Source organism: Rhizobium bangladeshense, from assembly GCF_017357245.1.
In the GTDB taxonomy this organism is placed as follows: domain Bacteria; phylum Pseudomonadota; class Alphaproteobacteria; order Rhizobiales; family Rhizobiaceae; genus Rhizobium; species Rhizobium bangladeshense.
Window position 1 is genome coordinate 2,166,077 of sequence record NZ_CP071612.1, and the last position, 25,207, is coordinate 2,191,283.

Here is a 25,207-nt window from a genome sequence, read left to right on the forward strand (position 1 = left end):
ACGGCGAGCGGCGGATTTGCCCGGTCCGGCCGCGAAACCTGCACGCTTTACCCTCTTTAAGCCGCAAAAGCCTGTTCAAAAAGGCACTCAGAAAATGGCGCGGGAACAGGCTTTCCGCTATAAATTCTTCAAGTGATTCTAGAAGAGATCGTGATCTGTTTTGACTGAGCAAACACCCCCCGGCGGCGGGAAGCTCCCGCCAGGCATCGAGCCCATCTCCATCATGGAGGAAATGCAGCGGTCGTATCTCGATTACGCCATGAGCGTCATCGTCAGCCGCGCGCTGCCCGACGTGCGCGACGGCCTGAAGCCCGTGCACCGGCGCATTCTCTACGGCATGTCCGAGCTCGGCATTGACTGGAACAAGAAATACGTCAAATGCGCCCGCGTCACCGGCGACGTGATGGGTAAATACCATCCGCATGGCAATGCCGCGATTTATGATGCGCTCGCCCGCATGGCGCAGCCCTGGTCGCTTCGCCTGCCGCTGATTGACGGTCAGGGCAATTTCGGCTCGGTTGACGGCGATCCGCCGGCGGCCGAACGATACACCGAGTGCCGCTTGGAGAAGGCGGCCCATTCGCTGCTCGACGATCTCGACAAGGAAACCGTCGACTTCCGCGACAACTATGACGGCACGCTGTCCGAGCCGGTCGTGGTTCCCGCCAAATTCCCGAACCTGCTCGTCAACGGCGCTGGCGGCATTGCTGTCGGCATGGCCACCAACATTCCGCCGCACAACCTCTCCGAAGTCATCGACGGCTGTATCGCGCTGATCAACGATCCGGCGATCGAGCTGCCGGAACTGATGCAGATCATTCCCGGCCCCGATTTTCCGACGGGCGCCAAAATCCTCGGTCGCGCCGGCATCCGCTCGGCCTACGAGACCGGCCGCGGTTCCGTCATCATGCGTGGCGTTGCCACGATCGAGCCGATGCGCGGCGACCGCGAGCAGATCATCATCACCGAAATTCCCTACCAGGTGAACAAGGCGACGATGATCGAGAAGATGGCTGAACTGGTGCGCGAAAAGCGCGTCGAGGGCATCTCCGATCTGCGCGACGAATCCGACCGGCAGGGTTATCGCGTCGTCATCGAGCTGAAGCGCGACGCCAATGCTGAGGTCATCCTCAATCAGCTTTACCGCTACACGCCGCTGCAGACGTCCTTCGGCTGCAACATGGTAGCGCTGAACGGCGGCAAGCCGGAGCAGCTGACGCTGCTCGACATGCTGCGCGCCTTCGTCTCCTTCCGCGAGGATGTTGTTAGCCGGAGAACGAAATTCCTGCTGCGTAAGGCGCGCGAGCGCGCCCACGTTTTGGTCGGTCTTGCGATCGCCGTCGCCAACATCGACGAAGTCATCCGTGTCATCCGCCAGGCGCCCGATCCGCAGTCGGCGCGTGAGGAATTGATGACGCGCCGCTGGCCGGCTGAAGATGTCGAAAGCCTGATCCGTCTGATCGACGATCCCCGTCACCGCATCAACGAGGACCTCACCTACAACCTCTCGGAAGAGCAGGCGCGCGCTATTCTCGAGCTGCGCCTTGCCCGCCTGACCGCACTCGGTCGCGACGAAATTGGCGATGAACTCAATAAGATAGGCGAGGAAATTCGGGATTATCTCGATATTCTTTCCTCGCGCGTGCGCATCCAGACCATCGTCAAGGAAGAACTCGGCGCCGTCCGCGACGAGTTCGGCACGCCGCGCCGCACCGAGATCGTCGATGGCGGCCTTGAAATGGACGACGAGGATCTGATCGCCCGTGAGGACATGGTCGTCACCGTCTCGCATCTCGGCTATATCAAGCGCGTGCCGCTGGCCACCTACCGCGCGCAGCGCCGCGGCGGCAAAGGCCGCTCCGGCATGACGACACGCGACGAGGATTTTGTTAGCCGGCTATTCGTGGTAAACACCCATACGCCGGTCCTGTTCTTCTCCTCGCGCGGCATCGTCTATAAGGAGAAGGTCTGGCGTCTGCCGATCGGCACCCCGCAATCGCGCGGCAAGGCGCTGATCAACATGCTGCCACTCGAACCGGGCGAGCGCATCACCACCATCCTGCCTTTGCCCGAGGACGAGGCGAGCTGGGACAATCTCGACGTCATGTTTTCGACGACACGCGGAACGGTCCGTCGCAACAAGCTGTCGGACTTCGTCCAGGTCAACCGCAACGGCAAGATCGCCATGAAGCTCGAAGAGGAGGGTGATGAAATCCTCTCCGTAGAGACTTGCACCGATCGGGACGACGTTCTCCTGACCACGGCGCTCGGACAGTGCATCCGCTTCTCCGTTGACGACGTACGCGTCTTTGCCGGACGCAACTCGATCGGTGTGCGCGGCATCAATCTCGGCGAGGGCGACCGCATCATCTCGATGACGATCGTCGGCCATGTCGATGCCGAGCCATGGGAACGTGCCGCCTACCTCAAGCGCTCCGCCGCCGAACGCCGGGCGATAGGCGTTGATGAAGAGGACATTGCTCTCGTCGGCGAAGAGGTCACGGAAGAAGGGCAGCTTTCCGATGAGCGTTACGAAGAACTGAAGGCGCGCGAGCAATTCGTGCTCACCGTGTCCGAAAAGGGCTTCGGCAAGCGCTCCTCCTCCTACGACTTCCGCATATCCGGCCGTGGCGGTAAGGGCATCCGCGCCACCGATACGTCGAAAACGGGTGAGATCGGCGAACTTGTCGCAGCCTTCCCGGTCGATGACGGCGATCAGATCATGCTGGTCTCCGACGGCGGCCAGCTGATCCGAGTGCCGGTCGGCGGCATCCGCATCGCCAGCCGCGCCACAAAAGGCGTCACCATCTTCTCGACGGCCAAGGACGAGAAGGTCGTCTCGGTCGAGCGCATCAGCGAGCCGGAGGAGGATGACACCGAGGAGGCCGTCGATGCGGCCGAAAGCGCCGCCGGCACCGATGAGACGCCGGTCGTCGATGGCGATCCGGGCGGTTCTGCCGAGGAGTAATCGAATGAAAAGGGCGGCTTCGAGCCGCCCTTTTCTGTCAGAGCCTTGCCTCCGAACCGAAGCATTCCGTTGGCTCAAACGGGCTCAATGCCCAATAAAAAAGCCGGACGCTAAGAGCATCCGGCTTTGAAAGGCCCAGGCGGCGAAAGGGTGCCGCTCATGGGAGGGAAAGAGAGGAATGTCAGAACGCGCTATGCTTTTCGTTCAGCGCCTTCAACTCTTCGCCTTCGCGCCGCAGCGCTGAAATCGTCGAGGCCACGGACACTATGAACATGACGCTGATGAGGGCGGTGAGCACTGTCAAGATCGTGAACATAGGCATTCCTTTCCTGGGAGTTGCGTTCTCGCCCCTCAGTACTGACCCAGCACGGCCGTTCGGGCCGAAGCATAGGGGCCATAAACCTTGGAGGTATCGACCTTCTGATCATAAAGAGCGACAGTTGCGGTGAGCATGCCCGTGACCATGACCATCCAGAGCACGTTAATCATCGTAATCTTGCCGGGCATTTTTAGTCCTTCCTGCCGCGCCTTGACGCATTTCTGTGTCGGTTGAGTGAACGCATCCGTTTAAAAATGGTTCCGCCGGATGTTGAGCGGGTGTTTACCAATGGCGATCTGAAGCCTCCTTGAATGTCTCGTTCATCTGGCGTTCAGATTCGAAGCCCGGTTTTTTTCGCACAGGCGGCGTTGGGCGCGCACGATTGCTGAATGTTCGGCAAGCTCCGGCCGCACCCAGCTCACCTCGTGGCGATCGGCGAAATAGCCATAGACCATCTCGGCGGCGAGGGAGAAAACGACGGCAAGCGCAACGAGCACAATCAGCATGGATATGGTGTCTTTCGGGGGCGCCGGATGCAGGGAAGGCATCCGCTTGGTTGATGATCCGAGTTAAGCAGATCCCATCTGAAACGGCCTTGAATGGCATGTTCATCCGCTATTCAGCCAAGCGGCGCGGCCGGGGTAAATCACTTGCGGCAAGTCCGCATCCGTGACAAAAGGCGTCAAAACAACGGCCGGGCCAGATGACGACAGCTTTTTATCCTGGGTCCTTTGACCCGATCACCAACGGGCATGTGGATGTTCTGGTCCAGGCGCTGAACGTCGCCGAAGAAGTCATCGTCGCGATCGGCATCCATCCCGGCAAGGCGCCGCTCTTTTCGTTCGAAGAGAGAGCAGAGCTGATCCGCCTTTCGCTGGCCGAAGCATTGCCCGGAAAGAGCGGCAACATCACTGTCGTCGCCTTCGACAATCTGGTCGTCGATGCCGCCCGCGCCCATGGCGCCACGCTTCTGATACGCGGACTTCGGGACGGCACGGATCTCGACTACGAAATGCAGATGGCCGGCATGAACCGAACGATGGCCCCCGATATCCAGACCATCTTTTTGCCTGCCGGCACGGCTTCGCGGCCCATTACCGCCACATTGGTCCGCCAGATCGCAGCCATGGGCGGCGATGTCAGTGCTTTCGTGCCGGCCGCCGTCTTGCAAGCCCTCAAATCCAAGCGCAAAGCCTAGGCGGATAACGCCGCAACGGAGCTCACATGAAACTCTTCTATCTCGCATTTGCCGGCGTGCTGTATCTCGCCTCCTTCGCGGGGGATGCGTTGGCTCAATCGGCCGATCATTATCTCACCATTCAGCTGAAGAACGGCCCGGTGGTGATCCAGCTGATGCCGGATGTAGCACCAAAGCATGTCGACCAGATCGAGGCGCTCGCCAAGAAGGGCGAATATGACAACGTCGCTTTCCACCGCGTCATCGATGGCTTCATGGCCCAGACCGGCGACGTCAAATACGGCAATATGGAAAAGGGCTTCGATGCCAGCCTCGCCGGCACCGGCTCGTCCGACCTTCCGGACATTCCGGCTGAGTTCTCCAAGACCCCGTTCGTGCGCGGCACCGTCGGCATGGCGCGCTCTCAGGATCCGAATTCCGCCAATTCGCAGTTCTTCATCATGTTCGCAGACGGGTCCTTCCTCAACGGCCAGTACACCGTCGTCGGCAAGGTCGTTTCCGGCATGGAGAACGTCGACAAGATCAAGCGCGGCGAAGGCCAGAACGGCGAAGTCAAGAATCCCGACCGGATGATCAAGGTCACCCTGGGCAAAAAGTAGGTTACGAGAGAAAGAAGAGGAGAAGGCAATGGCCGAGATCAAGGATCCCGAAAACACCGTCATTCTGGAAACCACCAAGGGCAAGGTTGTCATACAACTGCTGCCGCAGGTCGCCCCGGAGCACGTCGCCCGCATCAAGGAACTCGCCCGCGAGAAGGCCTATGACGGCGTCGTCTTCCACCGCGTCATTCAGGATTTCATGGCTCAGACGGGCGATGTCGAATATGGCAAGAAGGGTTCGGAAACCTTCAATCCTGGCCGCGCCGGCATGGGCGGCTCCGCCAAGCCGGATCTGAAGGCTGAATTCTCCGCCACCCCGCACGTTCGCGGCACCTGCTCGATGGCGCGTTCGCAGAACCCGAACTCAGCCAACTCGCAGTTCTTCATCTGCTTCACCGACGCTCCCTGGCTGAACAAGCAGTATTCGGTATGGGGACAGGTGATCGAAGGCATGGACAACGTCGACAAGATCAAGCGTGGCGAGCCGGTCTCCGATCCGGACTCGATCGTCTCCATGCGGGTTGCCGCCGACGTCTGATTGTGATTTCTGCTGAAACCCGCCCTTGCGCGAGAGCGCGGGCGGGTTTCGCTTTGCCTGAAAGTACACTTATGCGCGTTGACCTTTTCGACTTCGATCTGCCCGAGGAGCGCATCGCCTTGCGGCCCGCCGAGCCGCGCGACAGCGCTCGTCTGCTCGTCGTTGATGCAAAAGCGGCAAGCGCGCTGTCGGATCATCGCGTTTCGGATCTGCCATCGTTCTTGCGGCCCGGAGACGCGCTCGTTTTCAACGACACGAAGGTCATTCCCGCCCAACTCGAGGGCATCCGCCATCGCGACGGCGCCGGCGGGCAGCAGGTCTCGGCAACGCTGCACATGCGCGTCGGCCCCAGCCGCTGGAAAGCCTTCGCCAAACCGGGCAAGCGCATCAAGGAGGGCGATCGTATCGCCTTCGGCCACAGCGGCGAAAGCTGCATGATCGGCTCGCTCGATGCGACGGTGGAGGAAAAGGGCGAAGCAGGCGAAGTGATGCTCGCCTTCGATCTTTCCGGTCCGGCCCTCGACGAGGCGATCGCCGCCGTCGGCCATATTCCGCTGCCGCCCTATATCGCCGCCAAGCGCCCCGAGGACGAGCGCGACCGGGCCGACTACCAGACGATCTATGCCCGCGAGGAGGGCGCCGTCGCAGCCCCCACCGCCGGCCTGCATTTCACGCCCGGCCTGTTCGAGGCCCTCGACAAGGCCGGCATCGAACGCCATTTCGTCACGCTGCATGTCGGCGCCGGCACTTTCCTGCCTGTTAAGGCTGATGATACCGACCATCACAAGATGCATCTCGAAAGCGGCTATGTCAGCGCCGACGTCGCATCGCGGCTGAATGCCGTGCGGGAAAGAGGCGGGCGCATCGTCTGTGTCGGCACGACCTCGTTGCGGCTGATCGAGAGCGCCGCCGAGCAGAGTGGAGAGATCAAGCCTTGGGCAGGCGCCACGGGCATCTTCATAACGCCCGGTTACCGCTTCAAGGCAGTCGACATGCTGATGACCAATTTCCACCTGCCGCGCTCGACGCTGTTCATGCTGGTTTCGGCCTTCGCCGGCTTCGAGACCATGCATGCGGCTTATGAACACGCCATTTCCACGGGCTACCGCTTCTACTCCTACGGCGACGCGAGCCTTCTTTTCCGGATAGATTAGATGACAAAGAACTTCCAATTCACGCTTGAGAAGACCGATGCCGGCGCCCGTCTCGGTGAGATTTCCATGCCGCGCGGCACGATCCGCACGCCCGCCTTCATGCCGGTCGGCACGGTCGGAACCGTCAAGGCCATGTATCTCGATCAGGTGCGCGAAACCGGCGCCGACATCATCCTCGGCAACACCTATCACCTGATGCTGCGCCCGACGGCCGAGCGTGTCGCCCGCCTTGGAGGCCTGCACAAGCTGATCCGCTGGGAACACCCGATCCTGACCGACTCCGGCGGTTTCCAGGTCATGTCGCTGTCCGGCCTGCGCAAGCTCGACGAGCAGGGCGTCACCTTCAAGTCGCATGTCGACGGCAGCCTGCATCATATGTCGCCGGAGCGCTCGATCGAGATCCAGGGGCTGCTCGGCTCCGACATCCAGATGCAGCTCGACGAATGCGTGGCGCTGCCGGCCGAGCCGAGGGAGATCGAGCGAGCCATGGAAATGTCGCTGCGCTGGGCGGAGCGCTGCAAGGTCGCCTTCGGCGAGCAGCCCGGCAAGGCGATGTTCGGCATCGTTCAGGGCGGCGATATCCCGGCCCTGCGTATCCGTTCGGCCGAGGAGCTGACCAAGCTCGACCTCAAGGGCTATGCCGTCGGCGGTCTTGCGGTCGGCGAGCCGCAGGACGTGATGCTGAATATGCTGAAAGAGACGCTTCCCGTGCTGCCTGTGGAAAAGCCGCGTTACCTCATGGGCGTCGGCACGCCGGACGATATCCTCAAATCCGTGGCCCGCGGCATCGATATGTTCGACTGCGTCATGCCGACCCGCTCCGGCCGCCATGGCCTGGCCTTCACCCGCCGCGGTAAGGTCAATATCCGCAATGCCCGCCATGCTGAAGATATGCGCCCGCTCGACGAACGGTCGAACTGTCCGGCCTCGCGCGATTATTCGCGCGCCTACCTGCATCACCTCGTCCGCGCCAACGAAGCCCTGGGCGGCATGCTGCTCTCCTGGCACAATCTCGCCTATTACCAGGAACTGATGCAGGGCATACGCAAGGCGATCGCCGAGGGCCGCTTCGCCGATTTCACGGCCGAAACAATGGAGGAATGGGCGAGGGGCGATCTTGACCCTGTCTGATCGGCCGCGCTGTCATACCGTGCCAGACGCGCAAAGGACGCTGTAACACTTTGAATGAACGCATCGGCCCGATGCGCTAGCATCTTGCTGCGGCTTTTCGCCCGGGTGATTCGTCAGCGAGCGGCTGTACAACTCCCGACATCAGCCGGCTTGACGCGGCCAGCTTGAAGATCGCTCCACTGCGGTATTGACGGGTCAGGGCCGCCGATCGATGCCTCAAACGTCGCGCGGTCCACCTTGATAAGCCGTCCGCTCGACGTAATGCCGACCATTTCTTTCTTGTTGACGTAAGCCAAGCTGGCATTCAGCCGGCAGAAAAACCGCTTGCTGCCGTTGGAAACGACCCAGCCGTATCCACCAGCCTTTCCCTTGGTCAGTTTCCGACGGCGAAATTTTGCTGTGCAAGTCTTGAGAAGGATTCCGCCTGCGCAACACCCGGTCTGGCGGCAAAGCCGATCATGAGGGCTGCGAGGAACCGCTTGAATGAAATAGGCATTGAGTATCACCCCGACAGAAAGACATGAATTCTGTATGTTCCGGCGGTGTTGAACAAAACCTTAGTCTGCAAAGAGCTAGATGTCCTTGCTGTCGGATCCGGCATGATCTCACGTTGATCCTGTAGCTGCCCTCCGGCCGGCGCGTGACCCCGATAAATGGCGCTCCGGTCCTTATGTCGCGGCCTGAAATCAGCGCCTCATTACCGAGCCATTATCGGACGAGCGCTGCGGCCGAAGGCGCAGTTGCCGGGATGATAGACTAGCTCGTGTTCATGGCACGATGGAGGAATGGCCGAGGGGCGATCTGGACCGGGTTATAGCCTAACCCACCGATTGCGGGGCCGTAGAAGGTGGATTCGGCGAAACCATCATTTTGAGCTTCTTGCGCACGGGCTCGTCGAAGCAAACGGTGGCGATGCCAGCCACAATGAAAATTGCCATGACGACGACCATCCCGGCTGCTGGAGAGGCAGGAAGGTCGAAGCCCCTCCGCCGCAGCGAATCCAGCAGGCTGAAGATAGGCCCATGCAGAATATAGATCGGATAGGAAAGCCTTCCCAGCCAGCGGAATATCATTTCGATGAAGCCCGTCTGCGTCGTGCGCATTGCAACCCAAACGATTGCCGGGAAAATAACAAGGCATATGAAGAGATCGAAATACGGGAATCCGAGGAATGCGCTGGCCGGAATGTTTGTGATCAGAATCAAACAACCACAGACAAGGAGGCCGGTCATGTTGCCATTGGCAGCAGTCGGTTTCCCGACATTATGTAGCCTGCAGAGGCAGATCCCGAGCGAGAACGAGAACAGCACTCGCGAAAAGCCAAATCCTAAGTAGCCTGGCTGGTGGCCAATATCGAAATTGCCTCCGATCGATGCTCCATATGTGGTGATGCAGGCAGCCCCCAAGACGATGGTAAGCACGGTTCTGAACGATAGTCTGATCAGAACAAGGGCGAACAGCAATCCGGCCCAGAGCTCGAAGAAGAGCGACCAGCTAGGCCCGTTCAAAGGGAACGGCCCTTCTGGATTTGGGTTTGGGATGAACAGGAGCGCCCTCGGAAGAAGGCCTGCCAGCGGCTCCAGGCCGAATTGAAGCGCATAACTGAGAAGGCCAATCGGAAGCGAAAGAAGATAGAGCGGATAAAGCCGAATGATGCGCTGCAGGAGAAATCCTGCAGGCGAAATCTCTCCCGCCAACAATGGCTTTTCGTATGAATTTGCGAGAACGACGCCGCTCAGAAGAAAGAAGAAGTCTACGCCTAGATAGCTGATATTTGCCGGCAGCGGGCCAAGGGTGCCACCCGTATGCAGGAACATGACCATGATCGCTGCAATTCCCCGCAACGCTTCAAGAGCTGTGAAAAATTGCTTGCCAGTGTTCACGGTAACGACCCTCCGGTGGCTCTTATTACCTTGGGAGGATTTCGAAATTGTTAGCGCAACGTCGCCGTGTAACCGGCCGGCTTCTGACGGCGACACACCGCGTCAGATACCCTTGCTGTCCGCATCGGGCATGATCTGTACGCCGTTGATCCTGTAGGTGCCGTCCGGCTGGCGCGTGATCTGGTAGATCGCCGTCCAGTCCTTGCCGTCGCGGCCAGATATCAGCACCTCGTGATAGATCAGCGCGCCATTGTCGATCGACTGGCTGCGGCCGAAGGCATAATTGCCGGGATGATAGACCGGTTCGTAGCTCTTCTTCACCATGGCGAAGAACAGGTTCTTGTCGGGATACATGGCCTTGATGCCGGGGGCGGCGAAGGAATAGGCTGTTTCAGCATCGTCTTTAAGGAAGGCCTTGATCTGCTCCTCGATCATCGTCCGTGTCGTGTCGATCGGGTCGTCGGCGCGGGCTGAGACGGTGCAGAGGAGGGACGCGGCACACAGGATGAAAACTGCGAAGAAGGCGCGCATGGATTATCTCCGGCTCTATCGGAGAAGATCCCCGACGGCAGCGAAGTGTAGGCGATTTCTGGCGTAATTCCAGCAAAACTGGGCAACGCCTTAAGACCAGCGCCGGAACAGCGCGCTGGCATTGACGCCGCCGAAGCCGAAGCCGTTGGTGATGGCATAATCCATCGCCAGCGGCCGCGCCGTCTTGCCGACGATATCGATGCCCTCTGTGACCGGATCGGCTTCATCAAGGTTGCGGGTTGGGGGCGCGATCTGGTCGCGCAGCGCAAGAATGGTGAAGATTGCTTCCAAACCGCCGGCCGCCCCGAGCAGATGGCCTGTCGCCGATTTCGTCGCGCTGACGGCGATGCCGCCGGCGCGGCCGAAGACCGTCCCGATCGCAGCGATCTCGCCTTTGTCACCGACCGGTGTCGACGTCGCGTGTGCGTTGAGGTGCTTGACCTGTGAAGCCGGAATCTTCGCCTGCCTGAGTGCCGCCTCCATCGCGCGGCGCGCGCCGTCGCCATCTTCGGGGCCTGCGGTCATGTGGTAGGCATCCGCCGCCGTGCCGTAGCCGACGAGTTCGGCAAGCGGTGTAGCCCCGCGGGCCAGCGCGTGGTCCAGCGTTTCAATCACCAGGATACCGGCGCCTTCGCCCATGACGAAACCGTCGCGCGCCGTGTCGAACGGACGCGAGGCAAGCTCCGGTGTTTCATTGAAGCCGGTGGAAAGCGCACGCGCGGCGGCAAAGCCGCCGAGGCTCACCTTGTCGATGCACGCCTCGGCACCGCCGCAGATCGCCACATCGGCTTCGCCGGAGCGGATCAGCCGCGCCGCATCGCCGATCGCTTGGACGCTTGCGGCACAGGCCGTCACCGGCGCGCCGAGCGGCCCCTTGAAACCGTAACGGATACTGACCTGTCCGGCGGCGAGATTGACGAGGAAGGAGGGCACGGTAAAGGGCGATAGCCGCCGCACGCCCCGAGCTTCGCCGATCCGCACCGCTTCGGCGATCGCTGGAAAGCCGCCGACCCCGGAGGCGATGATCGTTGCGGTGCGTTCGCGCGCAGCTTCGTCGGTCGGTATCCAGCCGGCCTGCTTCACCGCTTCCTCCGTCGCCGCCATGGCGAACTGGATGAAGCGGTCCATCTTCTTCTGGTCCTTGGGCGTGATGTAACGGTCGGGGTCGAAGCCAGCCTCGGCATCCTCGACGGCGCGGGGAACAATACCGCCGACCTTGGCTGACAGCTCGCCGACGACATCCTCCGGCAGCACCCTGAGACCGGATGCGCCGTCGATGAGGCGTTTCCAGGCGGGCTCGACGCCGGTGCCGAGCGGCGAGACAAGTCCCATTCCGGTGACAACGATGCGATCCATGGCATTCTCCTCTCTATGCGTCGATGCCGAGATACCAGGCACGCATGCGGGCGATCCGCTCGTGCACCTCATCGTCGGCTGCGGGGCCAGCAATCAGGCTGGTGTTTTCGGGCGTTACTTCTTCGCCGGTTGCGGCATCGACCAGCACTGTCTTGCGCAATTTGCCGGAAGCGGCGTCGCTGAGCAGAAAGGCGAGATCCTCTTCCGGAATGTGCCGGCTCCCCCAGGAAAACAACGCCATCAACACAGGGAAGAAATCGCGGCCCTTCTCGGTCAGCAGATATTCATAGCGGGCGGGGCGCTGCTGGTAGAGCCGCCGTTCGAACAGGCCCTGGTCCGTCAGATGTTTCAACCGCCGCGTCAGGATGTTCGGGGCCACGCCAAGGCTTTTCTGAAACTCGTCGAAACGCGACAGCCCTTGGAAGGCATCGCGAAGGATCAGAATGCTCCACCAGTCGCCGACGCTGTCGAGCGCGCGCGCTGCCGGGCATTTGAACTGGCTGAAACTCGTCCGCTGCATGGCGGATGTCACTAGATTAGTAACTATCATCATGCAAGTCACCTAGGCCAGAAAGCTCCAGGCCGCGCCGCCTTCGAAAAAGCGGGCGAGCAGGATGCCGGTGGCGAGCATGCTGGCCGCGACAAAGATCCTTTCGCCTGATGTGCCGATATAGAGCGACCCGATTGCCGAAGAGAAGAGCGGTGAGGAAGTTCGCCCAGGCCAGGCGTGCGGAAGGGCCGGTCGCTGATGCCTTTGACGAAATGCTACATGCCGTTGGCTAGGATTGCGCGGCGATGAAATTGGGATGTAGGCAATCCAGGGAAAAGGCTTCTTCCGGCCTGTATGAGTGGCGTCAAACGAGAATGTGGCCGGAACTATCCGGCCGGCAAGGGAAGGTTCTGGCCTTTCGCATGCTGCTTAGACGAAGCCCAGCGGCAGGTTCTCCAATTTCCTGTCGGCGCCGTAGTCGCGTTCATGCGGCGAGCGACGGCGGCCGTCACGGCGCGACGAAAGGTCGATTCGGTTTTCGACGAATATACCGTCGGGGTAGGTGCCGGTATCATGGCAGTCGGCGTCGATTTTTGGAGCAAGGATTTTCAGGATCATCGGGGGTTCCTCCACGGCGCAGCATCAACACTCGGAAAGGCCGCATGGTTCCGATCATAAACCCGGAATTATTAATAAATTAACCATAACTGCCGGTTGGGTGTCGAGCCCATGCAAACCGACGCGCCATGCATCCGCATTGAAATGCCGCTGTCGTGGAACTCCTGATGCTGATCACCGTTGACTTGGCATGAACACAGGAGGTTCTCATGCAGTTGATCGATACGCGCGTGACACAGTCCGGCAACTTCTTCACCGTGGAATTCCTGGGCGAGGGAGGGGAGTCGATTGCCGTCAAAATCGACAATTCTCACGGCGAGCTCGACAACTCGACGGCGCTCGACCGCGCCAAGGTGATGATGGTTCAGCTGACCGCCTTTCCCGGCCGTGACGCAGACGGCAGCATCAACCGTTACGACGCTTTGAGCAACGGCAACTTCGACGAAGGCAGCAAGGGTCTCGTCGGGCAGCCGAGCGCACGTTCGACCCACGATAGCGAGACGCTGGAAGAGGAGCTGAACGAAGGCCTCGAAGACACCTTTCCGGCAAGTGACCCCGTTTCGGCGACGGTGTCCTCCATTCCCGCCAACGCGCCGCGGCACTGATCTTCGCCCGATCCCGCAGATTGGCCGGCTCCTTCCCGGGGCCGGCTTGCGTCTGCATGACGGATTGATGACAAAACTGAAAAACAGCTGAAAACCTGAGATGTCTGATTGACATGGGAGCCTTCTAGAGAGGGCCGGAGAAGGGAGCGTCCATGACACGCTTCCAAGGTCTCGGAGACGCGCGCCCCCATGAAAATCATTCAGATTACGGACACCCATTTCAGCCCCGGCAAGCCGCATTTCAACGGCAACTGGGCGCCGCTTCTGACCTGGATCGAAGACACCGGCGCCGATCTGATCATCCATACCGGCGATCTCACCGTAGACGGCGCCGACAAGGACGAGGACATCGTCTTCTCAATGGATCTCATGCGCCAGGTATCGATCCCGATGCTGATCGTTCCCGGCAATCACGATGTCGGCCACCTCAAGGGCTCCGACCAGCCTGTCACCGCCGAGCGGCTGACCCGCTGGCGCAGCCTTGCCGGCGCCGATCGCTGGCTGGAGGATGCAGCCGGCTGGCGCTTCATCGGCTTGAACGCGCTGCTTCTCGGCCACGAGGACGACGAGGAGGAGGCGCAGTTCGAATGGCTCGAGCGAGCGCTTGCCAACAGGGGCGGGCGGTGCGTGGCGCTTTTCGCTCATAAGCCGCTGTTCGTGGATGCACCCGATGAAGGCGATACCGGTTACTGGAGCGTTCGGCCGGTTCAGCGCCAGCGGCTCTACGATCTGATCGCTGCCCATGACGTGGCTCTTTTCGCAAGCGGCCACCTCCATTGGGCCTGGCAGGGCGGCTTCGGCAATACTCGGCTGACATGGGGGCCATCGGCCGCCTTCATCATCGATAAGATGGAGCGGGAAATGCCAGGCGAGCGCCTGATCGGCGCCGTTGTCCACGACTTCGATACATCGGTCGAAAGCACGATCGTCGCGGTGCCGGGCATGACCGCGCATGTGCTCGACGACGTCGTCCACGAGGTCTATCCCCAGGCAGTCAAGCAGCGAGAACCGGTGGAATGAGCGCGCTCTCGCTTCGCGGCATCACGAAGTCCTTCGCCGGCAATCAGATCCTCAACGGCGTCAGCCTCGATGTCGATGCCGGCGAATTCATCGCGCTGGTGGGTCCCTCCGGCTGCGGCAAGAGCACGCTCTTGCGCGTCCTGGCCGGCCTCGATCATGCCGACCGCGGCGAGATCCTGATCGGCGGGAATGATATGTCCGGCGTGGCCGCGGCTGACCGAAACATTGCCATGGTCTTTCAGTCCTACGCGCTCTATCCGCATCTGACGGCGTCGCAGAATATTGCCGTGCCCCTGGCGATGCGCCGGCTGTCAAAGATGCAGCGGCTGCCATTCATCGGTTCGTTGCTGCCAGGTCAGCGTGCCACGCGCGCGGCGATCGCCCGCGACGTCCGCGATATGGCGACCTCGCTGAAGATCGACCATCTGCTCGACCGGAAGCCCGGCCAGATGTCGGGCGGCCAGCGCCAGCGCGTGGCGCTCGCCCGCGCCATGGTGCGCCAGCCGAGCGTCTTCCTGATGGACGAGCCGCTTTCCAATCTCGACGCCAACCTGCGCGTCCATGCCCGCGGCGAAATCGTCGACCTTCATCGGCGCGCGGGCGTGCCGACGCTTTATGTCACCCATGATCAGGCGGAAGCGCTGTCGATGGCCGACCGGGTGGCCGTGATGATGGGCGGCCGATTGCTGCAGATCGCAAGACCTGAGGTCATCTATGACGATCCGGCCCATATCGAAGTCGCCCGCTTCATCGGCCAGCCGCGTATCAACCTGCTTCCCGCCTTTTCCGAAAACGGCGTCATCCTCTGCGGTGGCCTGCGGTTGATGCTCGACGATGCACCCACCGGCAAGATGCCGGTCACGCTCGCCATCCGGCCCGAATTCGTCTTTCTTTCCAGGAGCCGGCATGACGGCCTTGCCGCTCGAATTGAGCGCATCGAGTTCCTGGGCTCCGAAGTGATCCTCCATTGCCGGCTCGAAGCGATCGGCGAGACCGTCATCGCCAAGGTTCAGCCCTCTGAAGCGGCAGGCCTTGTCGCCGGCGATTCGGTCGGACTTCGCTTGTCGCCTGGCCGTACGCTGATCTTTGCAGAGGACGGCAGCCGGCTGGCCGGTACAGTTGCGACGGGGGATCCCGGGCTCGGCTCTGGCGATGCCGGGCTCGGCTCTGCCGATGCCGGTCTGGACGATAGTATTGCCGACAAAGCACAGCGGGAGCGCGCGCATGGCTAGCGTCATTTCCGTGGCCGTGCCCCGCGATTCCGCTGTTGCGCACAGGCGCAGCGAAGCCCGCATCGCGTGGATGCTTGTTCTGCCGGCGATCGTGCTGCTTTTCCTCTTTGTGCTTTTGCCGGTCACGGCGGTCATTCTGCTCGGCTTCACCGATTTCGAACTCGGTTACGGCAAGTTCCGCTTTATCGGTTTCGAAAATTACGCTCATCTGATCACCGACCGCACATTCCGCAAGTCGCTCTGGAATACGACGGTCTATGCCGCAATCGTCGCGCCCGTCTCGATCCTTCTCGGTCTCGGCATCGCCATGCTGATCGAAAGCGAGACCGAGGCGCGCAGTTTCTTCCGCACCGCCTATTTCCTGCCGGTCGCCTCGCTGATCGTCGCCATGGCGACCGTCTGGCAATACATGTTTCACCCGACCATCGGCCCGCTCAACGCGCTGCTGGCGCTTGCGGGACTGTCCGGCCCGAATTGGCTCGGCAGTTCCGGAACTGTGCTCTACAGCCTTTCGATCATCGGCGTCTGGCAATCGACCGGCTTCAACATGGTTCTTTTCCTGGCCGGGCTGACGGCGATCCCACGCGAGCTTTACGCGGCTGCCGAGGTAGATGGCGCCAAGTCCTCCCTTGGCCGCTTCCTGCTGGTCACCTGGCCGATGCTCGGGCCGACCACCCTTTTCGTCATCACCATCAGCACCACCAATGCGGTCAAGGTCTTCGAGACGGTCAAGACTCTGACGGAGGGCGGCCCGAACAAGGCATCGGAAGTGCTGCTCTTTACCATCTACCAGGAGGGATTCGTCTATCTGCGCGTCGGTTATGCCTCGGCGATGACGGTGGTCTTCCTCCTCATCCTGGTGGTGCTGATGTTCCTGCAGTACCGCCTTATCGACCGGCGGGTGCATTACACATGACGATGAGCGCATTTTCCCTCGGCAGGATCATCCGCCTGATGCTGCTTTCCCTCGGGGCCATCGTCTTCCTGGCGCCTTACATCTTCATGATATCGGCGGCCGGCAAGACGCAGAGCGATATCTTCACCTCGTCCTTGTCGCTGATCCCGGCGCATCTCGCCTTTGCCGAGAATTTTACCAAGGCCTTGAGCCGCGTGCCGATGGCGCAGTTGCTGTGGAACGGCGTTGTCGTCTGCGGGCTGATCTTCGTCTTTCAGGTGCTGGTGGCGATTCCCTGCGCCTATGCCATGGCGAAGCTGCGTTTCGCTGCTGCCCGCACCATGATGGTGCTTGTCATGCTCGGTCTGTTGGTGCCGATCCATGCGACGGCGCTGCCGCTCTATGTCGCCTTCGACCGCGCCGCCTTGCTCAACAGCTATGCCGCTCTCGTCGCACCCTTTACCATCTCAGTCTTCGCAATCTTCATGTTCCTGCAGTTCTTTCGCGCCATGCCGGACGACCTCATTCATGCGGCGCGTCTCGACGGCATGTCGGAGCTCGGTATTGTCGCCCGTGTCATCGTGCCGAATGCCTGGCCGGCAGTCACCGCCTTTGCCATCTTCTCAGTCGTAGCCCATTGGAACGACCTCTACTGGCCGCTGATTGTCATCAGCCGGCAGGACTACGCTACGCCGCCGCTTGGCCTGATGTATTTCCGCGCCGCCGAGGCCGGCGACGACTACGGCGCGCTGATGGCGGCGACCCTCATCATTACCCTTCCCCTCGTCATCGCCTTCCTGCTTGCGCAGAAGCGTTTTGTCGAGGGCATCACCATGACCGGTCTCAAAGGCTGACCGGCTTTTATCAAGGAGAATGAGCGATGAAACGTGTCACCCAGCTTCTCGCCGCAGCGGCCCTGTCCTTGGCAATCGCGCTTCCCGCGCGTGCTGAGACGACGCTGACGGTTCATTACCCGATGCCGGGCTTTTTCAAGGACGTGATGGACACGATCTCGAAGAAGTTCATGGAAGAAAACCCCGATATCAAGATCCAGTTCGCCAGCCCCTCGGCAACCTATGAAGAGGGCATCCAGACGATCCTTCGCCAGGTCGGCACCAGCGAAATGCCCGATATCACCTTCATCGGCCTGAACCGCTTGCGCATGCTCGACGAACGCGATGTCGCCGTCGACCTCGGCCCGCTCGTCCAGAAGGACGGCAACATGGCTGAGCAGGGCTTCTCCGATACGATCCTCAAGCTCGCCCAGGTCAAGGGCAAGCAGGTGGGTCTCGCTTTCGCGACCTCCAACCCGATCATGTATTACAATGCCGATCTCGTGAAGGCGGCCGGCGGCGATCCGGACAATCCGCCGAAGACCTGGGATGAGGCCATCGCGCTCGGCGGCAAGATCAAGGCGCTCGGCAACGGCGTCGATGGCATCGATTTCCGCTGGCAGGGTGATGACTGGATGTTTTCCGCGCTGCTGTTCGGCGCCGGCGGCAAGATGCTGAGCGAGGACGAAACCAAGGTTGCCTTTAACGGTCCCGAGGGCCAGAAAGCCGTCGAGGTCCTGCATCGCATGGCCACCGAAGGCGGAATGCCTGTTTTCACCAAGCCCGCCGGTGAACAGGCTTTTGCCGCAGGCAAAGTCGGTTTCGAGTTCCAGACAACGGGTGCCTTGCGCAACACGATCAAGAATGTCGGCAACAAGTTCGATCTGCGCACGGCCAAGATCCCGCTGATCGATCCGGTGAACGGCCGTCTCCCCACAGGCGGCAACGCGGTCGTCATCCTGACGCATGACGCAGCCAAGCAGGATGCCGCCTGGAAGTTCGCCAAATTCGCCGCCGGCCCCTACGGCGCCTCCGTCGTCGTCCCCGGCACCGGCTATATGCCGAACAACGAGCTCGCCGCCAAGTCGCCCGAATATCTCGGCGACTTCTACAAGCAGAACCCGCTGTTCCAGGCGGGCCTCAGCCAGATGCCGGTGATGATCCCCTGGTATGCCTTCCCCGGCTCGAATGGCGTCAAGGTCACGCAGACGATCGTCGACAACCTCTCGCGCATCGTCGATCAATCGGCTGAACCGAAGGAAGCGCTCGACGACGCGGCCGCCGACGTCGAGGGCATGCTGCCGCGCAGCTGATAGTCCTCTTCCGAATGGCAGGGGCCGCCATGCCGAGCGCGCGGCGGCCCTTTTGTTTTGCCGGGCTTCAGATGGCGCGCACCGTGCCGCCGCGGCGCAGCGTATAAGCGACATCGAGGTGGCGGGCAGGGGCGGCGTTTTCCGCCATGTCGAGGAGTAGCGAGGCAGCCGTCGCCCCCATGCTGGCATCCGGCATTTCGATCGTTGTCAGAGGCGGATCGATCAGCCGGCCGATGGCGATGCCGTCAAAACCGGCGACCGAAACATCGCCGGGCACCGAAAGCCCTTCGCGCTTCAGTGCGCCGATCACCCCGAGCGCAAGCAGATCGTTGGAGGCGATGATCGCCGTCGGCGAAATCGAATTCATGGCGGTGCTGAGATCGAGCTGGTCATAGTCGCCGACGAAGGAGATCTGGATCGCATCAGGCGGTGTCAGGCCGTTCTCGGCCATGGCGTCGAGATAGCCCTGGTAGCGAAGACGGGCGCGGTCGGAGGCGGCGAAATTGCCGGAGAGAAAGAGAATGTGGCGGTGGCCCATGCCTATCAGGAAGGTCGTGAGCCTGCGGCCGGCACCACGATTGTCGGCGGTTACGGCGGCCGGAAACTGCGCCGTCGGCAGATTGTTGAGAAGCACGGTCGGTGGCAGCCTGGCGAGCAGCGCTTCGCTCGTCGACGGGTCGCAGACGGTGAGGATGAGCCCAGTCGGCCGGTCGTTCAGAAGTGCGGCAACGGCATCGGCCTCGAGCGCCGGATCGTAGTTCGACTGTGCGATCAACACGCCATGGCCGGCCACCAGCATGCGGTTCTGGATGCTTGCCAGCGACGAGGCAAACACCGGATTGGTGATGCTCGGGATTAAAACGCCGACCACAGGCCTGCGTCCGAACCGCCCGGCGGCGTGATAGCCGAGCTCCGCGGCAGCGCGGCGCACCCTTCGCACCATCAAATCGCTGGCTGGCCCGTTGCGGTTGAGAACCCTGCTTGCGGTCGCCAGCGAACATCCTGCCCGGAATGCGACCTGCTGCAATGTCGCCATCGAAAGCACCTCGCGTCAGTCAATTCATTCCCGCGCTTTAGAGGGTTTCGATGACATTGATCTGACACTGCGTTGCGAACGATGGGGAGGGCCGGTCAAGGGCGACGTTTGACCACCCGCATGTTCATCTCCGACCGAACCACGAAGCCCTGCGCCTTGTAGAGCGAAATGGCGGACGTGTTCGCCGCGTAGGCATGCAGATAGGCCTTGTCGCCGCCGGATGCGATCTCACCGGCAACGAAACGGAAGAGCAGGCTGCCGAGGCCGCGCCCTTGGAAATGGGGATGGGTGCAAAGTCCGCTGAGCTCGATGAAGCCCGTCTGCCGCATACGCTGACCGGCCATGGCCACGAGACGGCCTTCATGCCTTATCCCCCAGAAGTGGCCAAGGCTCTGGGCGCGCAAGGTGAATGGCCCCGGTTTGGTCAAGCTCGCCAGATCGAGCATTTCAGCGGCATCAGCCTCGGTCAGTGGCTGGATGCGGGGATCCGAAATTCGCTCGTGAGGGCGCTCGGCAACCATCTGGGTCACCGAGGCCTCCATGACGACCACTAGACCTGACGGAAGCGCGATTGGTCCAGCCTCGACGAGAAACATTCTCTCATCGCCGGAAGGTAGATTCTCGAGGGCTCCGAGGCTTTCCGGACCATCGTCCGCGGAGGCCGCGAAGGGAGCGATCGACGGCGGATAACGGCGCGCGTATCTGCCGCCTTCGGCGAGATCGGCGTGCGCCGTCTGCAGCGCGCTCCAGATCGGCCGGTCTAGCACATGTTTCATCGTCCTTCCTCCTGCTCAGCGTCTGAAAGGACGCGCGACGCAGCAGTCGTGCCCCGGCGAATGAGCGGCGCCGCCGCAAGCCCATCCTCGATTGTTGCCAATTGCCCGAGGATAGGCCCGTCCAGATCGCCGCAGAGATCCGCAACGGCAGCCGCGACGCGCGGCCAGATCGTCGTCTTCGAATAATCGACAAGTTCCTGCCCCTGGTCGGTCAGCGACACCAGTCTGCGGCGCTGATCGTCCGGCGCAGGCTGCATATCGACGAAGCCGAGTTCGAGAAGCTGGCCAATGGTCCGCGTCGCACCGGGTTGCGTGATGCCCACCGACTGGGCCAGCTCGCCGATCGTCAGCGGTCCGCCGCGGTCGATCGCGGCAAGGAATGGATATTGGCCGGCCTGAATTCCAAGCCCGGCGCCGTCGATGATCTGCTGCGTATCGGCCTGCAATCTTTCGCCGATGCGCCGGAGCCGGCTGCCAAGGCACAAAAAGCCGAGCGTTCGAACCACATCCTCGACCATGCCGACCTCCAGTTGGATAGCGCGTTATATAACGCGTTATATATATCCGGGAAGTGCGATTTCAAGGTCAGGGGATCACCGGCGGCGAAAGCGGTGAATTGACGCGCGGCTGTTCAATCAGCCGCGCCGTTTCTCAGTCCACAGAAGCACCGCCAGGACACTGCTGAGCAGGCCGAGGGATAATGGCAGGCCCTGATGCCCGATCAGCTGCATTGCCAGTCCGGCCGCGGGTGAGCCCGCGATGCCGCCGGTGCCCCAGGCGAAGGCGAAGGCTGCATTGCCGGCGATCAGGGTCTGGCCAGTGAAGCGCTCGCCGAGCTGAATCAGTGACGTGGTGTAGAGCCCGAAGGATACGCCGCCCCAGACGAAAACCAGCGGCCAGACGAGCCAGGTGTCGAAGATGAACGCCAGCGGCAGGCAGCCGCTGAGGCAAGCCAGCACACAAAACAACATGGTCAGAGTCGCGCCGAACCGCTCGGCCGCTCGCCCCAGCAGGATCTGCAGCACGGCATTGCCGGCGACGAAACAGGTGATGAGCGAAGCAATCCGCCCCTCGGCGCTGCCGAGGGCCGCTCCATAGACGGCGAACAGGGAAAGCAGGATCTGCTCGAAGGCGGCGGCCGTGAAAACCGCAAACAGCAGCAGCGGCGCCAGCCGGAAGAAACCGCCGACCGACGTTGCCTCACCTTCAACAGGCATGTCAGGCAGGCGTGGGGCCACGGCAAGCACGATCAGGCCGCAGGCAAGGAGGGCCGTCACACCAATCATGAAGGGCGGCCAGCCTTCGGTACCGGCGAGGCCAAGGGATAGTGGGCCGACGGCGAAACCAGCCGAAACGATCGATGAATAGAGGCCCATGATGCGGCCGCGGCGCGACGCCGGCGTGATCGTGATCAGCCAGGTTTCGCTGATCACGTAGAGCGGATTGGCAAAGAAGCCGAGCAGGAAGCGCAGCGGCATCCAGGCCAAGACGTGCTGGGTCCAGGCGATCGCAATCAGGGTAAGGGCGGCCAGGATCGAACAGAGTACTGCAAGCCGCGATCCGCCTAGCTGTCGCGACAGCGCCGGAATGAGCGGCGCCGATATGACGAAACCCAATGGCGTCATCGCTGCCGAGAGGCCGATCAGACCTGATGTCAGTCCCTGCCGCTCCAGGACGAAGCTCAGCAGTGGATAGGTCAGCCCCTGCGCCACGGCAAACACTGTCACCGTCGCTATAATGCCTATCATCGCCGCCCATGGAATCCGATCCTCGCCCGGTGATGTCGTGCTTGCGGCGGTCATGCAGATCTCCTCTTCGGTCGGGACGGCCGGGCCATGAGCTGAAGTGGGGAATTCTGCGGAATCGGGGGAGCGCCGTGATTAAGCCTAGCCAAAACGTTCTCAAAAACTTCCAAACGGACTATAGATCCGCATCATGCAGGGATTGCGCTTTGCCTTTGGTCCGTTCGTGCTTGATCCGGATGCGGGAACGCTCCTTCGGAACGATGATCCCATCGCCATTAGCCACCGCGGGCTGAAGCTGCTCGCGGCGCTCGTCGGGCGAACAGGCGAAATCCTTGCCAAGACCGAACTGATGGACGCGGCCTGGCCGGGCATGGCGGTCGAGGAAGGCAACCTCACCGTCCAGATCGCGCAGCTGCGCAAGCTGCTCGGCCCGTCCACCGGCGGCGGTGAATGGATCGCAACGGTTCCGCGCATCGGCTACCGCTTCACTGGAGCGGTGCATCGGCTCAGCGGCTTGAAGCGAAAAACCTTGCCGCTGCCTGACAAGCCGTCGATCGCTGTGCTGCCTTTCCTGAATATCGGCAACGATCGCGAACAGCAGTCCTTCGTGGACGGGTTGACGGAAGACCTGATCACCGACCTCTCCAGAATGCCCGGTCTGTTCGTCATCGCCCGCAACTCGGTCTTTGCCTATAAGGGCAAGGCGATCGAGGTCCGAGGTATCGCCGACGAGCTCGGTGTGCGCTACCTGTTGGAGGGCAGCGCGAGACGTGCCGCCGGGCGCGTGCGCATCAACGCCAAGCTGATCGACGCCGTAAGCGGGGATCACCTCTGGGCGGAACGCTTCGATCGCGGCCTGGATGATATCTTCGCCGTTCAGGACGAGGTGACGACAAGGATCGTCGAGGCGCTGCTCGGCCGACTGCGCGCACCGCCGCCGCGAAATCGGCCGAAGAGCCTCGATGCCTACGACCTTTGTGTGCGGGCGCGCAAGCTCATGGACGATGCCCCGCAGGCGGCTGAGGAAGCGCATCTGATGCTGACGCGCGCCGTCACCCTCGACCCTGACTATGCCGAGGCCTATCGCTGGCTTGCCATGAACCACTGGATGGGATGGGTTCATAGCGGCGGCCCGACGGAATTGGATCGCGACGCTGCTCAGGAACTGGCTCGAAAGGCCGTCTCGATCGATCCCAACGATGCCGGCTGCCGTTGGGTCCTCGCCTACCTGCTTGCTTACGCACGCGATTTCGATGAGGCGGATGCGCAATTCGCCAAGGCAATCGAACTCGACCCGAACGAAGCGGATACATTTGCCGCATTATCCGACGTCACGGTCCTGGCCGGGCGAATTGAGGAAGGTCTCGAGCATGCTCGCAAGGCTTTCCGGCTGAATCCCTTTCCTGCAAGCTGGTATTATCTGGCGCTTGGACAGGCGCAATATGCAGCCGGGCAATATGAGGCCGCTGTCGAGACGCTGCGTCACGACGAAACCTATCGAACAAGCTCCCGTCGTTTCCTGGCGGCAAGCCTGGCGCAGCTCGGCCGGATCGACGAGGCGCGGGTGGAGACAAAACTCTTCCTTGTCGCCAACCCTGGCTTTTCCAGCCGCCACTGGGCGGCGACCGAACCATTTCGCGACGCCCAGACCCTTCACCATTTCATGGACGGCTACCGCAAGGCAGGCCTTCCGGAATAGACCGCCGCAGCGGTGACTGGCCGACAAGCCGTGGCTTTCGGCTTGAATGATTTGAGGCCAGTCTGCCTATATTGCGACAGGGTAAGGCCGATATCGGATGCGCTGCGGTCCGGGCTCCTGGAAGGCGTGAAGCCGACATTCATGATGAGCGAGGAGATCAACGCGGTTTGTCACGATCAGCTGCTGCCGGGCGATCGAGACGTAACCGCCGCATGGATTGTCGAACAGACGCTGATTCATGACGGCACGCCACATCCCGGCGGGACTTTCCGACTTGGGCGGAATGGCTGGCGAGATCCGGCGCAAACCAGCCTCCACGAGATCGCGAATTGAAGATCAATTCTACCGCCGCCGTGATCCAGGCGGCGTTCGCGGCGAGGGGCGTCGCCCTCGTTCGGAAGGCGCTCGTGGCCCAGGAACTCGACGGCGGCAGGCTGGCTCATCTGTTGCCGGATATCCGCCGGCCGGTAAAGTGGGGCCTATTACATCGTTGCTGCACCCAAGGCGCTGCGCCGGCAGGAGGTTGCGGGCGTTTCACAAGTGGCTGGCTTCGCGTCGCATCTCCTGATGACTTGGCGTCCGGTTCAAATAGCCACGTTCGCCGCGGCTGACATCACATCGCGAGGGGCGGGACCGCCGAAGAGATTTCGGCCACCTTCCTCCACTTCGGTGAAACACCAGCGCACGACGCCATCGCGGTCGAGCAGGAATTCGCCGACAAGCTGGCCATGGCCCGTGGCGATCATCCGCGTGTCATCCTCGGTGAATTCATAACCATCGGCCTTGTCGAGATATTCCACCGCCGCCATCACATCCATAGGCTCTGGCAGCTCGCCCGGCATGTCGATCCGCATTGACGACATCGTGCTCATGCTGACCTTGTAAGGCCATTCGTTCTCGGACTCGGTGAACTCGATATTGGGCAGACCGAAGGCTCTGTGCGATACCCGCTCGGGGTCGGATGCCGCCAGCAAATTGGGAAGCGGATGGTAGCGGAAATAGAGGCGCGCTCGTTCGATCGGCGTATTGACGACCGTCAGGCTGTCGATGCCTTTCTCCTGCAACGCATCGGTGAGTTCGGCCATGGCGGCGATCTGCCGGCGGCAGAAGGGGCAGTGGAGGCCGCGAAACAAGCCAACGAGCACCGGCTTCTGACCGCGAAAATCATCGATGGCGATCTTGCCATGGCGGGTAATCGCATCCAGCACCACGTTGGGCGCGCGATCTCCAGGCTGTAATGGTCTATCGGCGTGGTTCTCCTGCATTGT

27 protein-coding genes and 1 pseudogene are annotated in these 25,207 nt (G+C 61.6%); 15 read left to right on the plus strand and 13 right to left on the minus strand.

Translation table 11 applies throughout. The features are described 5' to 3' along the window. Positions 1 to 160 precede the first annotated feature (160 nt). Complete coding sequence (gyrA, locus tag J2J98_RS10575) at positions 161 to 2,968, plus strand: DNA gyrase subunit A (RefSeq protein WP_064708927.1); 2,808 nt, start codon at positions 161 to 163, stop codon at positions 2,966 to 2,968. 181 nt (positions 2,969 to 3,149) lie between these two features. Here gyrA and J2J98_RS30675 read toward each other — a convergent pair whose 3' ends face one another. From J2J98_RS30675 to J2J98_RS10585, 3 genes and pseudogenes are all read right to left on the minus strand, one after another. Next, positions 3,150 to 3,284 carry a hypothetical protein gene (locus J2J98_RS30675; RefSeq protein ID WP_259663786.1) on the minus strand — a complete coding sequence of 45 codons (135 nt, stop codon included), beginning with the start codon at positions 3,282 to 3,284 and terminating at the stop codon, positions 3,150 to 3,152. A gap of 35 nt (positions 3,285 to 3,319) precedes the next feature. Next, on the minus strand, positions 3,320 to 3,475 hold the full coding sequence (locus J2J98_RS10580; RefSeq protein WP_003539654.1) for a hypothetical protein: 156 nt from the start codon (positions 3,473 to 3,475) through the stop codon (positions 3,320 to 3,322). Between the two features lie 132 nt (positions 3,476 to 3,607). Beyond that, a pseudogene (locus tag J2J98_RS10585) lies at positions 3,608 to 3,899 on the minus strand (hypothetical protein). 91 nt (positions 3,900 to 3,990) lie between these two features. On the opposite strand from J2J98_RS10585, the gene coaD reads away from it, so the two are divergent. The 5 genes from coaD (at position 3,991) to tgt (ending at position 7,907) form a co-directional block, all read left to right on the plus strand. Beyond that, on the plus strand, positions 3,991 to 4,485 hold the full coding sequence (coaD, locus tag J2J98_RS10590; protein WP_138394220.1) for a pantetheine-phosphate adenylyltransferase: 495 nt from the start codon (positions 3,991 to 3,993) through the stop codon (positions 4,483 to 4,485). A 26-nt stretch (positions 4,486 to 4,511) separates the two neighbouring features. Continuing rightward, on the plus strand, positions 4,512 to 5,084 hold the full coding sequence (locus tag J2J98_RS10595; protein ID WP_064708925.1) for a peptidylprolyl isomerase: 573 nt from the start codon (positions 4,512 to 4,514) through the stop codon (positions 5,082 to 5,084). Between the two features lie 28 nt (positions 5,085 to 5,112). Continuing rightward, complete coding sequence (locus J2J98_RS10600) at positions 5,113 to 5,622, plus strand: peptidylprolyl isomerase (RefSeq protein WP_064708924.1); 510 nt, start codon at positions 5,113 to 5,115, stop codon at positions 5,620 to 5,622. Between the two features lie 71 nt (positions 5,623 to 5,693). Next, positions 5,694 to 6,776 (plus strand): tRNA preQ1(34) S-adenosylmethionine ribosyltransferase-isomerase QueA, encoded by a 1,083-nt coding sequence (queA, locus tag J2J98_RS10605; RefSeq protein WP_138394221.1) that lies wholly within the window; start codon positions 5,694 to 5,696, stop codon positions 6,774 to 6,776. Beyond that, complete coding sequence (tgt, locus tag J2J98_RS10610) at positions 6,777 to 7,907, plus strand: tRNA guanosine(34) transglycosylase Tgt (protein ID WP_207603050.1); 1,131 nt, start codon at positions 6,777 to 6,779, stop codon at positions 7,905 to 7,907. Between the two features lie 818 nt (positions 7,908 to 8,725). Here the strand turns inward: tgt and J2J98_RS10615 are convergent. From J2J98_RS10615 to J2J98_RS10635, 5 genes are all read right to left on the minus strand, one after another. Further along, positions 8,726 to 9,790, minus strand: a complete 1,065-nt coding sequence (locus tag J2J98_RS10615) for an acyltransferase family protein (RefSeq protein ID WP_207603051.1) — start codon at positions 9,788 to 9,790, stop codon at positions 8,726 to 8,728. Positions 9,791 to 9,892: 102 nt separating this feature from the next. Beyond that, positions 9,893 to 10,321 carry a DUF4864 domain-containing protein gene (locus tag J2J98_RS10620; protein WP_207603052.1) on the minus strand — a complete coding sequence of 143 codons (429 nt, stop codon included), beginning with the start codon at positions 10,319 to 10,321 and terminating at the stop codon, positions 9,893 to 9,895. A gap of 90 nt (positions 10,322 to 10,411) precedes the next feature. Next, on the minus strand, positions 10,412 to 11,677 hold the full coding sequence (gene fabF, locus J2J98_RS10625; protein ID WP_207603053.1) for a beta-ketoacyl-ACP synthase II: 1,266 nt from the start codon (positions 11,675 to 11,677) through the stop codon (positions 10,412 to 10,414). Between the two features lie 13 nt (positions 11,678 to 11,690). After that, the gene (locus J2J98_RS10630) at positions 11,691 to 12,197 is read right to left on the minus strand and encodes a winged helix-turn-helix transcriptional regulator (protein WP_138394248.1); all 507 of its coding nucleotides are present in this window, start codon (positions 12,195 to 12,197) and stop codon (positions 11,691 to 11,693) included. A gap of 399 nt (positions 12,198 to 12,596) precedes the next feature. Continuing rightward, positions 12,597 to 12,785: a hypothetical protein gene (locus tag J2J98_RS10635; protein ID WP_064712789.1), complete on the minus strand. Its 189-nt coding sequence runs from the start codon at positions 12,783 to 12,785 to the stop codon at positions 12,597 to 12,599. Between the two features lie 209 nt (positions 12,786 to 12,994). Between J2J98_RS10635 and J2J98_RS10640 the strand changes: the two genes are divergently transcribed. The 6 genes from J2J98_RS10640 (at position 12,995) to J2J98_RS10665 (ending at position 18,683) form a co-directional block, all read left to right on the plus strand. Then, positions 12,995 to 13,390, plus strand: a complete 396-nt coding sequence (locus J2J98_RS10640; protein ID WP_064708917.1) for a hypothetical protein — start codon at positions 12,995 to 12,997, stop codon at positions 13,388 to 13,390. Between the two features lie 189 nt (positions 13,391 to 13,579). Then, positions 13,580 to 14,410: a metallophosphoesterase family protein gene (locus J2J98_RS10645; protein WP_207603054.1), complete on the plus strand. Its 831-nt coding sequence runs from the start codon at positions 13,580 to 13,582 to the stop codon at positions 14,408 to 14,410. Then, complete coding sequence (locus J2J98_RS10650) at positions 14,407 to 15,642, plus strand: ABC transporter ATP-binding protein (protein ID WP_207603055.1); 1,236 nt, start codon at positions 14,407 to 14,409, stop codon at positions 15,640 to 15,642. Before J2J98_RS10645 ends, J2J98_RS10650 begins: the two co-directional genes overlap by 4 nt. Beyond that, positions 15,635 to 16,558 (plus strand): carbohydrate ABC transporter permease, encoded by a 924-nt coding sequence (locus J2J98_RS10655; RefSeq protein WP_207603056.1) that lies wholly within the window; start codon positions 15,635 to 15,637, stop codon positions 16,556 to 16,558. The genes J2J98_RS10650 and J2J98_RS10655 overlap by 8 nt, the downstream gene beginning before the upstream one ends. Continuing rightward, on the plus strand, positions 16,555 to 17,391 hold the full coding sequence (locus tag J2J98_RS10660; RefSeq protein WP_207603057.1) for a carbohydrate ABC transporter permease: 837 nt from the start codon (positions 16,555 to 16,557) through the stop codon (positions 17,389 to 17,391). The genes J2J98_RS10655 and J2J98_RS10660 overlap by 4 nt, the downstream gene beginning before the upstream one ends. Before the next feature lie 26 nt (positions 17,392 to 17,417). Next, complete coding sequence (locus J2J98_RS10665) at positions 17,418 to 18,683, plus strand: ABC transporter substrate-binding protein (RefSeq protein ID WP_207601019.1); 1,266 nt, start codon at positions 17,418 to 17,420, stop codon at positions 18,681 to 18,683. Positions 18,684 to 18,750: 67 nt separating this feature from the next. Here the strand turns inward: J2J98_RS10665 and J2J98_RS10670 are convergent, their stop codons facing one another. The 4 genes from J2J98_RS10670 to J2J98_RS10685 all read right to left on the minus strand — a co-directional run bounded on the left by J2J98_RS10670 (position 18,751) and on the right by J2J98_RS10685 (position 22,297). Then, on the minus strand, positions 18,751 to 19,719 hold the full coding sequence (locus J2J98_RS10670) for a substrate-binding domain-containing protein (RefSeq protein WP_207601020.1): 969 nt from the start codon (positions 19,717 to 19,719) through the stop codon (positions 18,751 to 18,753). A gap of 95 nt (positions 19,720 to 19,814) precedes the next feature. Further along, positions 19,815 to 20,495 carry a GNAT family N-acetyltransferase gene (locus tag J2J98_RS10675; protein WP_092747793.1) on the minus strand — a complete coding sequence of 227 codons (681 nt, stop codon included), beginning with the start codon at positions 20,493 to 20,495 and terminating at the stop codon, positions 19,815 to 19,817. After that, complete coding sequence (locus J2J98_RS10680; RefSeq protein WP_207601021.1) at positions 20,492 to 21,013, minus strand: MarR family winged helix-turn-helix transcriptional regulator; 522 nt, start codon at positions 21,011 to 21,013, stop codon at positions 20,492 to 20,494. The genes J2J98_RS10675 and J2J98_RS10680 overlap by 4 nt, the downstream gene beginning before the upstream one ends. A gap of 117 nt (positions 21,014 to 21,130) precedes the next feature. After that, positions 21,131 to 22,297: an MFS transporter gene (locus J2J98_RS10685; RefSeq protein ID WP_207601022.1), complete on the minus strand. Its 1,167-nt coding sequence runs from the start codon at positions 22,295 to 22,297 to the stop codon at positions 21,131 to 21,133. A 133-nt stretch (positions 22,298 to 22,430) separates the two neighbouring features. Between J2J98_RS10685 and J2J98_RS10690 the strand changes: the two genes are divergently transcribed. From J2J98_RS10690 to J2J98_RS30310, 3 genes are all read left to right on the plus strand, one after another. After that, the gene (locus J2J98_RS10690; RefSeq protein WP_207601023.1) at positions 22,431 to 23,939 is read left to right on the plus strand and encodes a winged helix-turn-helix domain-containing tetratricopeptide repeat protein; all 1,509 of its coding nucleotides are present in this window, start codon (positions 22,431 to 22,433) and stop codon (positions 23,937 to 23,939) included. Between the two features lie 141 nt (positions 23,940 to 24,080). Then, positions 24,081 to 24,272 carry a type 2 periplasmic-binding domain-containing protein gene (locus J2J98_RS30305; RefSeq protein WP_246569359.1) on the plus strand — a complete coding sequence of 64 codons (192 nt, stop codon included), beginning with the start codon at positions 24,081 to 24,083 and terminating at the stop codon, positions 24,270 to 24,272. Then, entirely contained in the window at positions 24,227 to 24,550 is a 324-nt protein-coding gene (locus tag J2J98_RS30310) for a hypothetical protein (protein WP_246569422.1), read from the plus strand. The genes J2J98_RS30305 and J2J98_RS30310 overlap by 46 nt, the downstream gene beginning before the upstream one ends. On the opposite strand, the gene J2J98_RS10700 is transcribed toward J2J98_RS30310, so the two are convergent. Next, a complete protein-coding gene (locus tag J2J98_RS10700) occupies positions 24,524 to 25,204 on the minus strand; it encodes a peroxiredoxin-like family protein (protein ID WP_064708906.1) in 681 nt (226 codons plus the stop codon). The two genes, J2J98_RS30310 and J2J98_RS10700, sit on opposite strands and share 27 nt — an antisense overlap. Between the last annotated feature and the right edge of the window lie 3 nt (positions 25,205 to 25,207).

Coding starts and splice junctions, on each gene's coding strand:
- J2J98_RS30675 (WP_259663786.1), bottom strand. CDS start 3,284: ATGTTCACGATCTTGACAGTGCTCACCGCCCTCATCAGCGTCATGTTC.
- J2J98_RS10580 (WP_003539654.1), bottom strand. CDS start 3,475: ATGCCCGGCAAGATTACGATGATTAACGTGCTCTGGATGGTCATGGTC.
- coaD (WP_138394220.1), top strand. CDS start 3,991: ATGACGACAGCTTTTTATCCTGGGTCCTTTGACCCGATCACCAACGGG.
- J2J98_RS10595 (WP_064708925.1), top strand. CDS start 4,512: ATGAAACTCTTCTATCTCGCATTTGCCGGCGTGCTGTATCTCGCCTCC.
- J2J98_RS10600 (WP_064708924.1), top strand. CDS start 5,113: ATGGCCGAGATCAAGGATCCCGAAAACACCGTCATTCTGGAAACCACC.
- queA (WP_138394221.1), top strand. CDS start 5,694: ATGCGCGTTGACCTTTTCGACTTCGATCTGCCCGAGGAGCGCATCGCC.
- tgt (WP_207603050.1), top strand. CDS start 6,777: ATGACAAAGAACTTCCAATTCACGCTTGAGAAGACCGATGCCGGCGCC.
- J2J98_RS10620 (WP_207603052.1), bottom strand. CDS start 10,321: ATGCGCGCCTTCTTCGCAGTTTTCATCCTGTGTGCCGCGTCCCTCCTC.
- fabF (WP_207603053.1), bottom strand. CDS start 11,677: ATGGATCGCATCGTTGTCACCGGAATGGGACTTGTCTCGCCGCTCGGC.
- J2J98_RS10630 (WP_138394248.1), bottom strand. CDS start 12,197: ATGCAGCGGACGAGTTTCAGCCAGTTCAAATGCCCGGCAGCGCGCGCG.
- J2J98_RS10635 (WP_064712789.1), bottom strand. CDS start 12,785: ATGATCCTGAAAATCCTTGCTCCAAAAATCGACGCCGACTGCCATGAT.
- J2J98_RS10640 (WP_064708917.1), top strand. CDS start 12,995: ATGCAGTTGATCGATACGCGCGTGACACAGTCCGGCAACTTCTTCACC.
- J2J98_RS10645 (WP_207603054.1), top strand. CDS start 13,580: ATGAAAATCATTCAGATTACGGACACCCATTTCAGCCCCGGCAAGCCG.
- J2J98_RS10650 (WP_207603055.1), top strand. CDS start 14,407: ATGAGCGCGCTCTCGCTTCGCGGCATCACGAAGTCCTTCGCCGGCAAT.
- J2J98_RS10655 (WP_207603056.1), top strand. CDS start 15,635: ATGGCTAGCGTCATTTCCGTGGCCGTGCCCCGCGATTCCGCTGTTGCG.
- J2J98_RS10660 (WP_207603057.1), top strand. CDS start 16,555: ATGACGATGAGCGCATTTTCCCTCGGCAGGATCATCCGCCTGATGCTG.
- J2J98_RS10665 (WP_207601019.1), top strand. CDS start 17,418: ATGAAACGTGTCACCCAGCTTCTCGCCGCAGCGGCCCTGTCCTTGGCA.
- J2J98_RS10670 (WP_207601020.1), bottom strand. CDS start 19,719: ATGGCGACATTGCAGCAGGTCGCATTCCGGGCAGGATGTTCGCTGGCG.
- J2J98_RS10675 (WP_092747793.1), bottom strand. CDS start 20,495: ATGAAACATGTGCTAGACCGGCCGATCTGGAGCGCGCTGCAGACGGCG.
- J2J98_RS10680 (WP_207601021.1), bottom strand. CDS start 21,013: ATGGTCGAGGATGTGGTTCGAACGCTCGGCTTTTTGTGCCTTGGCAGC.
- J2J98_RS10685 (WP_207601022.1), bottom strand. CDS start 22,297: ATGACCGCCGCAAGCACGACATCACCGGGCGAGGATCGGATTCCATGG.
- J2J98_RS10690 (WP_207601023.1), top strand. CDS start 22,431: ATGCAGGGATTGCGCTTTGCCTTTGGTCCGTTCGTGCTTGATCCGGAT.
- J2J98_RS30305 (WP_246569359.1), top strand. CDS start 24,081: ATGATGAGCGAGGAGATCAACGCGGTTTGTCACGATCAGCTGCTGCCG.
- J2J98_RS10700 (WP_064708906.1), bottom strand. CDS start 25,204: ATGCAGGAGAACCACGCCGATAGACCATTACAGCCTGGAGATCGCGCG.